Below are 13,560 nucleotides of genomic sequence, written 5' to 3' on the forward strand. Positions count from 1 at the left end.
GTTTCAAGAAAAGTGGACGAGCTAGGTCGTGTAGTAATTCCAGTAAGAGTTTATTTGGGAAGTGGCTTTTAAAACTGATGTTGTTGAGTACATGTGGTAGTAAAAGGTAGATGGACATATGAAAAAAGTAGAAATTGATGTTAGTAGCAACAAACTTTTAATAGTTTAGGACGAAAATGTAACAGTAGTCAATCCACCAATGAGCGGATTTGTTGAGCAAGTCGCGGTTTAGATAAACGGTAAGGTTGATCGTGTAGATACTAAGTTTACTGAAAAGATAAAATGATTATTTTTAGAAAGATACCCAGACGGATTTAGTCGAGAAGCTAGTCAAAATCGCGTAGATGTGAAGTGAAAATCGTAAAAAAAGAGTCATGAGTGGAAAGGCTCATAGCTCTTTGTATAAGGGTAATGGTTTTATAGGTAAATATTATTATTAAATTCTAAAAAATTCAATGTTAGTAAATTAATTGGTATGTGATTTGAGTTTTATAGAAAGAGATCAGCTAACAACAGCTAGCTGATCTGCAGGTTCTGTAAGACAAAACAGAAAAGAATATTAACAGAATATAAAGGTTTATCCTGGTTGTTTGAACGTAGTTAAAGAAAGAATATCACATACTATCAATTTTAATAAAAACTATCTGTGGCTTTCACTTCTTTATTTTATTCACAAATAGTTCCAGTAGCTATTCCGGTTGGAGCGACACCTACTGGGACATTAGTGATAACAGTATTCGTAGCAATATCAATAACGGAAACAGTATTACTAGCTTGATTTGTAACATATGCTCGAGTGCCATCAGGTATGATGGTTACTTGATCAGGGGATAAACCAACAGAAATTGTATCAATCACAGTATTTGTCGCCACATTTATTACCGATACATTATTGCTAACTTTATTTACAACGTAAATAAGGTTTCCACCCGGTGTAATATCTATGCCAACAGGTTCGGTACCTACGTTAATTGTATTAATAACTGCATTGGTAGCGGTGTTAATAACAGAAACCGTATTGCTGTTTTGATTCGTGACATACGCACGAGTACCATCTAGTGTAAACACGATTATTCTAGGACGAATACCAACAGGGATGGTAGCAATAACTGTGTTGGTAGCAGTATTAATGACAGAAATTGTGTTGCTTAATTCGTTTGCAACATATGCAAAGGCACCATTTGGGGAAACAGTAATCCCTTGTGGAGCGATGCCAACAGGAATAGTATTAATAACTGTGTTTGTTGCCGCATTAATGACAGAAACCGTATTATTACCATGATTTCCAACATAAACAGTTGTGTTATTTGGAGAAACAGCTACACCTATTGGATTAGTTCCAACAGGAATGGTAGCGATAACAGTATTCGTAGCAGTATCAATAACGGAAACGGTATTAGAAAAAATATTAGTAACATAGGCACGAGCTCCATTTGGTGAAACGGTTACTTCAAGTGGTGCATTACCTACAGTAATTGTATCAACTACTATATTTGTTCCGGTGTTAATTACAGATACTGTATCATTTGTAGGGTCATCTATGAGTCCTGCATTTGTAGCATATACTAGGAAATTACATGCAGGTCCGGTTGGCCCAGTAGGTCCGGTCGGTCCAGTAGGTCCTGGTGGACAATCACAATCTCCAGTAGGTCCCGGTGGTCCTTCCGGCCCTTGGATTCCTTGCACCCCTTGAGGTCCAGTGGCTCCTGGTGGTCCTTCCGGCCCTTGAATTCCTGGCACACCCTGAAGTCCAGTGGCTCCTGATGGTCCTTCCGGCCCTTGAATTCCTTGTACACCCTGAGGGCCAGTGGGCCCTTCCGGTCCTTCCGGTCCTTGAATCCCTTGGATACCCTGAGGCCCAGTAGGTCCCGGTGGTCCAGGAATTCCCATTCCGGTCCCTGAACCAGTCGGCCCCGGTGGTCCTGGTGGTCCTTGAATTCCTTGTACGCCTTGAGGTCCTTGAGGTCCTTCTGGTCCTTCCGGCCCCTGAATTCCTTCTACACCTTGAGGTCCTTGAGGCCCTTGAGGCCCTTCTGGTCCCTGAATCCCTGGTACACCTTGAGGTCCTTCCGGTCCTTCTGGTCCTTCCGGCCCCTGAATTCCTTGCACACCTTGAGAACCCTGAGCGCCTCTAGGTCCAGGAAATCCTCTAGGTCCAGTGGCTCCAGTCGGCCCCGGTGTTCCGGTGTTGCTTAATAGCGAACTATTTAAGATTCCTTGTAGAATTAAGTTGAATGTTTGCTGTAATAAGGGGTCTGATATATTTGAACAACTTATAAGTGAAGACAAGCTTTGGAATAGAAATTGGAATAATGCTGAGATTTGAGTGAGGGATGCGGTAGGTAAGGAATTAATTAATTGATTTATAGTTCTTATAACTAAATTTCTATTTGGTGTATTTGGTTGTACTGTTATTAATAAATCATTTAATGCCTGTAATGCTGATTGGAGTATTTGTATAGTTGTTGGATTTGGTGTTGTGAAAAAAGAAAGGATGGCTTGATTTAATTGATTTATTATTTGTAATAATTCTTGTTGTTGAGAATTCGAGAAAAAAACAGGTGTACAGCAATTACTTTGATCACAAGCGGATATAGAAATAAAGCAGGGTTGCTGAAATTTATCACACGGATTTTTGGAATTTGATTTTCGATTATATCTCATAAATACCTCCTTTTAAAAATTGAATATTAAGTAATTTTTGGTAAATTATTAGCAACTGAGTTTGTAGGTATATGTTTAATGTGAAATGTTTTTTCCTTCAAAGTATATGCCAATAAAATAGAGGTGTTCATATGGGATATATAATCAATACTTGGTTGTTAGGAGGATGTTGTAATCATAGGAAAGAAAATGAAGGTTACAAAGTTTATAGGCAAGCGATTGTATTTTAAAAAAGCGTTATTGTAATAAAATTTGAAGTTTATTAAAAAGAAGGAATGAAGGAAGATTTAAAAGATTTTGAAAGATCCATAAAAAAATTCAGTAAAACTCTGGATTCTTCTACACGTATTTTTATTTGTTAATCCATTTAGAAATAATAGGAATTTGTTGTGCCTATTAAAATATGTACTGTTGGTAATTATAACATGAAAATGGATTGTAATAGAATAATGCATTAAAAAGAACAAGTAATAAATTAAACAAAAACTTTATTTTATTATAGATAAATAGGTGACTCAGCAATTGTGCTAGCCGAGTCACCTAGTACTATGGAACCAAATAATGTTCTTTTTCTATATGTAGTTATGTGGAGTTCTTAGAGGCTAGCCCAATAGACAGTTAAGGGATAAATAAAATCATTTTAGAGAGTTTTACATTTTATTATGTTAATGCTACAACAGCAAGAGTTAAGCCCAATGTATTTAATGTATTAGAATATGGTCCTACATTAACAGTAAGAGTACTTGTTATACCTAAAGGTGTAGTGAAAATAGCGGGTGCTGATACAGAAGTGAATCCTGCAGTATATCCCAGAGAAGTACCAGAGCCAATGATTGGATTATTATTCAAATACATAGTGATACCTGCCGAATTACCTCCTGGTTGAATGATAACTTGCACTTCATAGATTGCCAAATAGGTTCTTCCACCTTCAAGTAAAACAGTTGTTGGTGGTGTGAATGAGATTGCCGTACCATTAGAATTTACCACGGTATCTAGTGGAATCGCAGAATTTACAGAGACTATTGATGGGGTAGTTTGAACAACATTTAAACTGTTAGCCGTGGGGGATGGACAAGTGCAAGGTTTGTGAATGTTAGGGTTATTATCATTTTGGTAATTCACAAATAATCAAGCTCCTTTGCGTAAGATAATTTTTTATCCTATATAAAACGTAGCTTTTTTGTATCTAAGTTATTTTTAAAGAGAAGTTGAATATTGTTGGTCAGTTAACTTTTAAAAGTATTTGATACTCTGGAATTTAAAAGTGCATCTGATAAATATATATGAATGTTTTTTAAGGACATTACTGTAAGTTAGGAAACATAATAAAATAGTTATTTTGTTAAATAAAAAAACATGCACAAAAATTGTGCATGTTTAAAAAAGTTATGTCTTGTCTATGTAAATATATGCTTAACTAATATATACCGTGTGTATGTTTGAACAAAATGGTTATTTATTAACAAATATAAAGAGCGCTTTTTAAGATGCTCCATGACCAAGATGTGTATCGAGAAGGATACTAAAAGATTAATAATGAGATGATCATGATTATTGTATGTACATTTCTAATGAATGTGAAATCTTTAAATGCAATCAAAAAGAGCTCGCATATAAGCATGCTCTTGGACAAGAAAGGTAGATTTCTATGAGTGGATATCTCCATACAATACTATATGCTTGTCCAGTTAAAAGGTGAAAAGTTTTAATGAAATCTTTATTTTATTAATTTGTAGGTTGATACAGTTCCCCAAACGAAAAGAACCAAGTAAAAAAGTCTTTGTAGTAGACCTGCAGGTAAGGGGAAAAGAAAAACAAGTGAGATAATGATTGTTATTACTATTAAGTTTAGTAAGCAGAAATATGTCCATTTTCTAGTTTTTTTAAGATTCTTTGCAAAAATAAATAGTCCTGGAAATACAGTAAGCATACCTATCCAAACTAGAATAGAATGTCCAATTAGGTTTACATCTGCAGGAATTAATCCTGAGACTATAGTGGAAACTCCTATTATAATTATAAAAAATGTTGCTATTTTATTAATTTTTGTTTTTTCTAGATGTTGTGAAATATATAGTACTCCAATACAAAATGTTATTCCATTAAGAATAAAGAGTAAATTCATCCAAAAGTGATTAGGGGAGCATATTTCATAAGGAGCTATTTCGTAGGTGAATTCTCCACAGGTTGTTACACCTAGATCACTCATTGCATGATGCAAATAGTTATAAGATGCTGTAGAAGTGAAAATAAAGAAAGGTTCAATTAAAAAGTATAGGCAAGTTGCAATCCAACTAAATAAGCCAATCCTATTTGATATATACATTAGATGCCTCCTTTGAAAAAGGTATATTTCCGTTGTAGGTGGTTGCATTATCAAAAGTGAAAAATTTCAAGTTGAGAGTCGATAACCATTTTTAATAATATAGGGTTTTCTAGACAAATGTGTTTAGCGGAAAGACGTGTGAAAAATGGATGGGGTATAACTTAACAAAATCGTTATTTGAGAAAAAGGGATTAGTTTAGTTTTGATTCTGCTAATCCTCAACCAATTATAAAAAGCAGGCCGAATATGAGAGGGTAAAAAATACACGAAATTATTATACTAGTTATAACGACTTTTTTTGATGTACCTTTTGGAGCGAAAATAATTAAAACCAGTGATACAAATATTAAATAAATTAAATTACTATCACTATAAAAGGTAAAAAATACGATAATAGTTAACAAATTTGAAATGAAACCGAATTATTTTCTCATTACTTTAGCCTTTCTTGGAAAAATAAATAATCCAGATTATACCATGAATGAATAAGGTTTAAGTAAAATTTTAACAAAAACGTTATTTGAATAAAAAGAAGTTAGATAAGGATGAAGAATAGTCATCTCTTATGCTGGGGAGCTTAACGGATATCTAAATGAATTAAGGATGAGTATATGTTGAAAAGAAAAGTGGTTAGTTTGTTTTTGGGAATTACTATGGTAGTTTTATTTTTAAATCCGTTAGATACCAAAGCGTTTAATATTGATAATCAAGAGTTTTATGATTCTTATAATACTTTATTAGCACCATATGCAAGTCAAGTTATCAGAAGGAAGCTTGGACCAGATCATCAGTATAGTTTGACGGACACAAAAATTATAAAAATTGAACGTTTCCCAGAAGAAAACTTTAATTTTATTGTTACAGTTCAATATAAAACTTATATAGGAGCTCATAACCCTCCGAATGGCATAGAAACTATTACTTTTAATATAAATCCAAGTGGAGTAAAGGTTATAAATTTTGTTCATAAAGATGCTTAAAGAAGAAGTAATATTGTTCGTACATTGATGGAAAGGATATTTGAACTGAAAAATGTTATAAAAATTTCATTTTGTAGAAATAAAGAAACTAAAAAAAGAGCACCATGCATCAGTGCCCTTTCAGATAGGAGGTAACACTTTGAGTTGGATACTTAAAAAGTATATGGTATAGAAGAGAAATACGACCTAAAATTTATTATCAACTCAATACAAAAGAGCAGTTAACGAAGGTTAACCGCTCAGTCCTCAGAGAAAGGAAAAAGAACATTACAGATGTCAATGTGAATTCAAGCTGTATCAGCCCATTTATAGTATCGGACATAATTAAAAATTTTATTCGGATAAACTAAAAAAAGACAGCTAGCAAAAGCTAACTATCCTGGTGAATAAGAAGAACGAAATGGTCATTCGTATTCAACCTTGGTGTACTTATATTGTTAACACTTTTTGGAAATTTATTCAATAAAAGAGCGGTTAGCCCAGCCTAACTGCTCCATACAGAGGTAATAATCTAGATGCATAGATATTATATGCCAAATTATTTATTTTATTCGAGACGGATTAAAGAATTTGTCCTTATTAGTGAAATATAGTTAAAGAATCTCTTTAAGAAACAGAAGCAGTAACCAAATAAAAGAGCAGCTAGCAAGAGCTAACTGCTCAACCCTCGACCAAGAGAGCTAGAGTGGGAAGAATTTAAAGCTGACTTTTTACAGTCCTATATAGTATCGGTGAAATATAGAATTTTATTCGTGTGAAACATAAAAAGAGCAGCTAGTAAAAACTAGCTACTCAGCCTTCGGGTATGAAGGGAAATCAGAAACTGTATATACATTATTAACGGAATATTGGGTTTTATTCAGGAGTTAGAGGGAAATGAATAAATTTAGACTGTTCCAACTTGGTTTTGGTCTGCAACATCAGAATCAAATGTGTTTGTTGCACTAACACCGTTAAATGTATTGAGAACAAAAGCAACGTTAGATGAACCTGAACCATTATAAGCTTTTGTATTTTCTTTTGGAGAAACGTTATAAAAATCACCTAAGTTGAAAGAACCGTTACTATTTTGCACAACCATATTTCCGACAATAGATGGCATAGCTTTCACCTTCTTTCCTAGGAAGCATTTAAATTAGTATATGGTGTATGCGTCTAGTGGTTCATCTGAAACTGAGAATTTTGAAATGAAGTTTGATTGAAAATCTAATAAAATAATCCTTTTGAAATTATATAGGTACAATTCACATTTGAGCCGCTTTTTGAATGTAAGAAGGTATTAAATTAATAAAAACGCCTAAAATGGAAAAAACTGTTTTATAAGAAGGAGTGAGAGGATTGGATAATTTAAAGAAAAAGAAACTAAAAAAAGCAATTGCTCGTCGGACAAAGGTTATACAAAAATATGAGAAAGACAGAATAGATAAAGCTTGGAGGAATCTTTTTATACAGACAAGTATAATGAAATAAATATAGTCCGGCTAGAAAACTAGAGGACACCAATTCATTAAAGCAGCAATTCAAGTTGTTTTAATGAATTGGTGTCCTTTTTATTTTGGAAGGGGGAGATAGGAAAATATGAGGGCACTACAAGACTAATTACGTGAGTGGAAAAAGCAATTGAATCAAACAAGAAAGAAAAAAAGATATAGAGTTCAAGTAGTTGTGAGATAAATTAAAAATAGAAATTGATAAGTAAAAAGATAAATAATTAAACATGCGGATGTATTGAATGCAAATGAAATAAAAATTAAATAGGTATATTTTTAATTTTTAAGTTAAGTATAGAGAAGAAATGAATTATCTAGATATTAAGAAAGGATGGATTTTTACAATGAGTTCAAATGAATCAAATTTCAGTTTTACCAGTAACAAAGATATTGTAAAGTACCTTAATGTAAGAAAAGACCCTGTTGATTTAAGAGACAAAATGTTTCGGAGTTACTTGTTTAGTAATGAGGCGGATTTGCCAACGCAAGTCGATCTTCGTCCTAAAATGTCAGGTATAGTAAATCAATGGAATATAGGTTCTTGTACGGCAAATGCAATTGTTTCAGGGTTACGAGAATATCTATTATTACAATCAGGTCGTCCATTTACTTGCTTATCTCGTTTGTTTTTATATTATCATGAACGAGAAATAGAAGGACATATTCAGGAAGATAGTGGAGCGAATGTTCGTGATGGTATGGGGGTTCTTAAAAATATTGGGGTATGCCCTGAAGAGGATTTTCCTTATACCGAGAATTTTAGAGATAAGCCATCACCAAAGGCTGAATCAGATGCTGCACTTTATAAAATTGGAACCTACCATCGTATTCAAGATTTATCGGGATTAAAGGCTGCACTTGCTCATGGATTAGTTGCTGTACTTGGATTTGCTGTACCAAAATCTTTTATGTCAGAAGAAGTGAAAAAGACTGGTATAGTTCCAGTATCAGGAACAGATGATGTAATTGTTGAAGATGGTCAACCAGCGGGACATGCTGTTTGTGCTGTTGGATATGACGATGATAAGCAAACGGTTATTATTCGCAACAGTTGGGGAGAAGACTGGGGAGATAAAGGATATTGTTATTTCCCATATGAATTATTTAAAAATGGAATTGTGCAAGATATGTGGACAGGTCGTTAATTAGAAAAGTGATGGAAGTATGGAAACTACAAAACACGTTATACGTGTTACGGGTAGCATAAAAGAGCTTGAAAAAGATGTAGAAATAAAAGGTGTAATGCATTATCATCTATTAATTAATGATATATCAGTTTTACATACAAGTGGTGCAGAGGTATCGTATAAAGATTATGTACAAGCTATGAAGCAGCATGTGATTTCTTTTGGTAACTATGCATTCTGTCGTTTCTGAAAATGATGCACGCGTAGAAGCCCGTGATTTCTGGAACTGTGGTGACAAGAGTGCAACAGTTTGGGTGGCTGATGTAGAAGTGAAAACAATGGATGATATGCGAGCAGGTACACAGGCTTTTATCGATGAATTATGTAAATTAGGTGCTAAGAAAGTCGGTTTATATGTTGATCATCATATGTATGCACCTTTTGGTTGTGAAATATTTAAACAAAAAAGTGTTAGCAAGTTTGCAAACGAACTTGCTAACACTCATACAAAATAGACATAAATTATCGCTGATATGTCTTCCTTAATAATAGCCATAATCAATTAGAACACACTAATATGAAATGCTCATAAAATCATTCTTGATATACATGATAATAGTATAAACTCTATATTTCTTTTAATAATTTAGGGTTATATCTTTTCTGCATTAGACGCTTTTAACCACGCTTCGTAGAATTCTGTAACTGATGCATACCGTTCTGCTCGATTGTCATTTACAGCACGATACGCTACCGCATATAATTCCTTACTTGCTTCCCATTTTATAAAAGAACGATCTTTTTCATCGCCTAAAAGTGAGAAAGCCATTGCTCCCATATTAAATACATTTGTTCTTTCATCAATTATTGCGTTTAGTTCAAATTCCTCTGGTGACATAAAACGGGAGGAACCCCATAGCCGGCCCATTTTATTTATGTAAGGTTTCTTACTGTATAAATCTATATCACAAATTTTTGTTTCGTTTGTATTAAAATTATATAAAATACTACCGTCATAAAAATCTATCGCTACATAATTTTTCTTTTCTACATAAGTATGGAAAGAAAAAATGGAATGTAAGGAATGAACTCGTTCTATAGTAGATAAATGTCTAAATTTATAAAATGGAGAGTTTGGATTTTCATATTTCTCAGGAGGTGGGAAGCGCCAATGCGAATGAAGACATTCACCATCAAACCAATCGAAAATTAATACATATCCAGATTGAACTGGAAAATGATCAATTAATTTTATGAGCGATTCATGCTTTAAATCTTCATAAATAGTAACTGAATTTTTTAGCCTTTTAATAGCATCACCCGTTGTTCCTTCATATGCAATTGTTTGTGCTCCTGCGTATTTGATAAATTTCTTGTGACCATCTTTTTCTACACCAAAACTTATATTACCTGAGTCTTGCTGGTCAAAAACTGCAAATACGGTACCTAATTTAATAAGCCAATCAAAATTATGATATTCTTTTAATTGGAATGTTACACTATTTAACTGAATTTCGACGGAATTATCTTTCATAGCTTACCTCACATTTAATATAATTAAGTTGTACATTCCACTATTCGACATATTTTATGGAAATCCTATGCTAATAATATGAAATTTTATAAATATAATGATAAATACTTATAAAGAGGTGGATACAATGGATCAACAAATTGTTATTAAACCGTATCAAAAAGACTGGGTTGAAGAGTATATAAAAGAAAAAGAGAAATTCTGTTCCTTGTTAGGACAAGAAATAATCGCTGTTGAACATATAGGGAGCACAGCAGTAGAAGGATTAGGAGCTAAACCTCTTATTGATATGATGATTGGCGTAACAGAATTGCAAATAACTGAAAAGTGGATTGAAGTTCTATCGGAAATTGGATATGAGTATGTTCCAAAAGATGCAACCAATTGGCGTTTTTTTAGAAAGGGAAAATGGAGAGCAGGTACTCATCATTTGCATGTTTATATTTATAATAGTGACGAATGGAGGAACAATATTTTATTTCGTGACTTTCTAATAAGCCATGAATGGGCACGTAAAGAATATAGAGAATTAAAAGAGATGCTTGCTATTACATATGCTTTTGATCGTGTTTCATATACAAAGGCAAAAGCACCGTTTATTCAAAACATAATAAAGTTAGCTGAAAAAAATCAATAATAATTGTCAGTGATATTGAAATTCTCATTTTATTTTAATCTTTCTCTCATGTTCTTTTCTTTTTTATTTGATAGACTGCTTGTTACAAAGCTTTTGTGAGTAAGGAGATTAAATAAAATGGAGAAGATATTAAGAAATAAATATTTTCGTGTGTGTGTTAAAATTATGGGCATTACTATTATTATTTGTAGTGTATTGATGCTATTTATTAATGTTATATACGGCAATGTTTTGAATGTAAAATGGTTAAATAAAAAATTAGGCTCTTTTGGTGAATATGGGGCTATTATCGCTGCTTCATTATGGTTTTTACGCCATATATGGGTGTTTTTAAAGAAGAAAAATATACAAGGATTTAAAAAAGTTAAAGAAGTGTATCTATTTGCAAAAAAGTTTCATGTATTAATTGGATACGCTATAATAGCTGTTGCAATTACTCATGGTGTTTACTTTTTTATAAAAGGGAGTCCTCATATTTTACTCATATACAGTGGCATATTTTCTCTATTAGCCTTAATCGCACTAGGGGTTGTTGGGTTTTATTTACAGAAAATAAATAAGAAAGAAAAATTTATGATGTATAGAAAAGTGCATCAAATCATTGTAATTATATTTGGAATAGGATTATTTATTCATTTAATTGTCTAGGAGGAACTACCGTTGCAACACATTTTAATTATTGAGGATGAGGAAAGTTTAGCAGATTTTCTAGAATTAGAACTAAAATATGAAGGGTATAAAGTAGATATACAACTAGATGGAAGAAAAGGGTTAAGCGCAGCACTTGAAAAGAATTACGATCTCATTTTGCTTGATTTAATGCTGCCTGGATTAAATGGACTAGAGGTATGTCGTCGACTAAGAGCGACTAAAAATACACCTATTATTATGCTGACTGCTCGTGATAGTATTATGGACCGTGTGACAGGTTTAGATAGTGGAGCGGATGATTATCTTCCGAAACCATTTGCAATTGAAGAACTGTTAGCACGTATGAGAGTGATATTTAGAAGAGAAGAACATATTGAAAACAAGCAGGTTTCATTTCTTACATTCAAAGATTTGCAGCTTCAGATTGAATCTCGAACTATAACTAAAGGAAATGAAGAAATTGAACTTACAAATAAAGAATTCGAGTTATTGCTTATGTTTATGAAAAATATTAATCGCGTACTTACTCGTGATGTTTTACTGGACCAAGTATGGGGATATGATGCAATTGTTGAGACAAATATCGTTGATGTATATGTTCGTTATTTGCGAAACAAGTTACATAGTGTAGATAAGGAGGAGTATATCCAAACAGTCCGTGGTGCGGGATATATAATGAAATGATAAAAAATATTATGTTTCGAATTCGAAATCTACCTATAAAGTGGAAACTAACACTTTGGTCCACTACACTAGTATTTATTTTGTTCATCTTATATAGTGCTTTGCAGTTTATTGTAATCAATAAGTGGACTATAGATTATGAACAGAAACAAATAAATAGGCAAGTGACGGAAATAGCGGCATATTTCCAAGATAAAAATGATACCCTTTCGAGTAAAACATTTGAAAACAGTAAAGATTTTCTAAACAATATGATTGATAAGCATCAAATGATTCGTATTATTGACATGGATGGGGGGCCGATTATTACTGTTTCACGAGATTTTAATGAAACGTGGATAAAGCCGAAACAGGTTATAAAAGATGAGTCATTTATAAAAAGGCATTTAGAAGATCGAATATTAGTTAAGCGCATACCAATTAAAACGAAAGAGTTTACTGGCACTATTGAACTTACGAAAAACCTAGAGACATTTGATTATTTATTAAAAGTTATTTTAGTGGTAATGCTTATTGCTGGAATATTTGGATTGATATTTAGTTTTTTAGGTGGGATTCTTATAACGAAGAAACTATTATCAAGTGTTCAAAATATAACAGATACGATGAAACGTATTAAAAAGAATGGACTAAATGAAAGGGTTCCAGTACGAGAAAATAATGATGAGCTTGCAAAATTATCATTTCTCTTTAACGAGATGATGGATGAAGTAGAAACTTCTTTTACACAACAGAAACAGTTTGTCGAAGACGCATCTCATGAACTAAGAACACCGTTAACAATTATTCATGGTCACTTAGCGATGTTAAACCGATGGGGGAAAAATGATCCAGCAGTATTAGATAAATCTCTTCAATCTAGTTTAAAGGAAGTAGATCGTTTAAATAAATTAGTTTCAGAATTGCTAGAACTATCAAGAGCTGAATCTGAACAATTGCATCCAATAGCAGCTGAGCCAGTTCATGTAAATAGCGTATTAAAACATGTTACACAAAACTTTGTAGTACTCCAAAGTGATTTTCAATTTGATATGAAATTCGGGGATGACGAGGCTTATGTGTCAATGCCATCATCTTACTTAGAACAAATTATTATTATCATAATGGATAATGCAGTTAAGCATACAAAAGAGGTTAATAAATATATTTGCATAGAATCCAGTTTACAATCAGGGAAAGTTACAATTCGTGTAATAGATCATGGAGCGGGAATACCTGAATCCGATTTACCATTTGTTCTTAATCGGTTTTACCGAGTTGACAAAGCGAGAAGTCGAAAACAAGGTGGAAACGGACTAGGTTTGTCTATTGCAAAACGACTTGTAGAAAAATATAACGGAGCTATTAAAATAGAGAGTAAAGAAAATGAAGGAACAATCGTTACGATTACATTACCATGTATAATAAAATAAGCCTTCAAAGAAGGGGTGCTTCTTGCATTCCTTCTTTTTTTACGATCAAATC

12 protein-coding genes and 2 pseudogenes are annotated in these 13,560 nt (G+C 32.9%); 9 read left to right on the plus strand and 5 right to left on the minus strand.

Annotated features, from left to right (window positions below; translation table 11 throughout):
- Positions 1-118 precede the first annotated feature (118 nt).
- A pseudogene (locus AC22L0_RS09445) lies at positions 119-232 on the plus strand (DUF3954 domain-containing protein).
- 434 nt (positions 233-666) lie between these two features.
- Here AC22L0_RS09445 and AC22L0_RS09450 read toward each other — a convergent pair.
- From AC22L0_RS09450 to AC22L0_RS09460, 3 genes are all read right to left on the minus strand, one after another.
- On the minus strand, positions 667-2,664 hold the full coding sequence (locus tag AC22L0_RS09450) for a YVTN family beta-propeller repeat protein (protein WP_097813669.1): 1,998 nt from the start codon (positions 2,662-2,664) through the stop codon (positions 667-669).
- A gap of 660 nt (positions 2,665-3,324) precedes the next feature.
- Positions 3,325-3,789 (minus strand): hypothetical protein, encoded by a 465-nt coding sequence (locus AC22L0_RS09455; protein ID WP_001109240.1) that lies wholly within the window; start codon positions 3,787-3,789, stop codon positions 3,325-3,327.
- A gap of 595 nt (positions 3,790-4,384) precedes the next feature.
- Entirely contained in the window at positions 4,385-4,993 is a 609-nt protein-coding gene (locus AC22L0_RS09460; protein ID WP_000275962.1) for a DUF998 domain-containing protein, read from the minus strand.
- 611 nt (positions 4,994-5,604) lie between these two features.
- Between AC22L0_RS09460 and AC22L0_RS09465 the strand changes: the two genes are divergently transcribed.
- A complete protein-coding gene (locus tag AC22L0_RS09465) occupies positions 5,605-5,973 on the plus strand; it encodes a DUF3888 domain-containing protein (RefSeq protein WP_000919725.1) in 369 nt (122 codons plus the stop codon).
- 886 nt (positions 5,974-6,859) lie between these two features.
- Here AC22L0_RS09465 and AC22L0_RS09470 read toward each other — a convergent pair.
- Complete coding sequence (locus AC22L0_RS09470) at positions 6,860-7,075, minus strand: spore germination protein (protein ID WP_001139345.1); 216 nt, start codon at positions 7,073-7,075, stop codon at positions 6,860-6,862.
- A 236-nt stretch (positions 7,076-7,311) separates the two neighbouring features.
- Here AC22L0_RS09470 and AC22L0_RS09475 point away from each other — a divergent pair, with 236 nt between their 5' ends.
- From AC22L0_RS09475 to AC22L0_RS09485, 3 genes and pseudogenes are all read left to right on the plus strand, one after another.
- Positions 7,312-7,443, plus strand: a complete 132-nt coding sequence (locus tag AC22L0_RS09475; protein ID WP_000369348.1) for a DUF3983 domain-containing protein — start codon at positions 7,312-7,314, stop codon at positions 7,441-7,443.
- 364 nt (positions 7,444-7,807) lie between these two features.
- Positions 7,808-8,608, plus strand: coding sequence for a C1 family peptidase (locus AC22L0_RS09480; protein WP_000097509.1), 801 nt, complete (start codon positions 7,808-7,810; stop codon positions 8,606-8,608).
- Between the two features lie 160 nt (positions 8,609-8,768).
- Positions 8,769-9,036: pseudogene (locus AC22L0_RS09485) on the plus strand (glycoside hydrolase family 25 domain-containing protein); the annotation flags it as partial.
- Between the two features lie 206 nt (positions 9,037-9,242).
- Here the strand turns inward: AC22L0_RS09485 and AC22L0_RS09490 are convergent.
- Positions 9,243-10,124 carry a protein kinase family protein gene (locus tag AC22L0_RS09490; RefSeq protein WP_000654548.1) on the minus strand — a complete coding sequence of 294 codons (882 nt, stop codon included), beginning with the start codon at positions 10,122-10,124 and terminating at the stop codon, positions 9,243-9,245.
- 127 nt (positions 10,125-10,251) lie between these two features.
- On the opposite strand from AC22L0_RS09490, the gene AC22L0_RS09495 reads away from it, so the two are divergent.
- The 4 genes from AC22L0_RS09495 (at position 10,252) to AC22L0_RS09510 (ending at position 13,508) form a co-directional block, all read left to right on the plus strand.
- Complete coding sequence (locus AC22L0_RS09495) at positions 10,252-10,761, plus strand: GrpB family protein (RefSeq protein ID WP_000372690.1); 510 nt, start codon at positions 10,252-10,254, stop codon at positions 10,759-10,761.
- A gap of 117 nt (positions 10,762-10,878) precedes the next feature.
- Positions 10,879-11,409: a hypothetical protein gene (locus AC22L0_RS09500; RefSeq protein ID WP_000411453.1), complete on the plus strand. Its 531-nt coding sequence runs from the start codon at positions 10,879-10,881 to the stop codon at positions 11,407-11,409.
- Positions 11,410-11,421: 12 nt separating this feature from the next.
- Positions 11,422-12,096 (plus strand): response regulator transcription factor, encoded by a 675-nt coding sequence (locus tag AC22L0_RS09505; RefSeq protein WP_001163828.1) that lies wholly within the window; start codon positions 11,422-11,424, stop codon positions 12,094-12,096.
- Complete coding sequence (locus AC22L0_RS09510) at positions 12,093-13,508, plus strand: HAMP domain-containing sensor histidine kinase (protein ID WP_087966411.1); 1,416 nt, start codon at positions 12,093-12,095, stop codon at positions 13,506-13,508. The genes AC22L0_RS09505 and AC22L0_RS09510 overlap by 4 nt, the downstream gene beginning before the upstream one ends.
- Positions 13,509-13,560: the final 52 nt, after the last annotated feature.

This window comes from Bacillus sp. LQ01 (assembly GCF_057624735.1).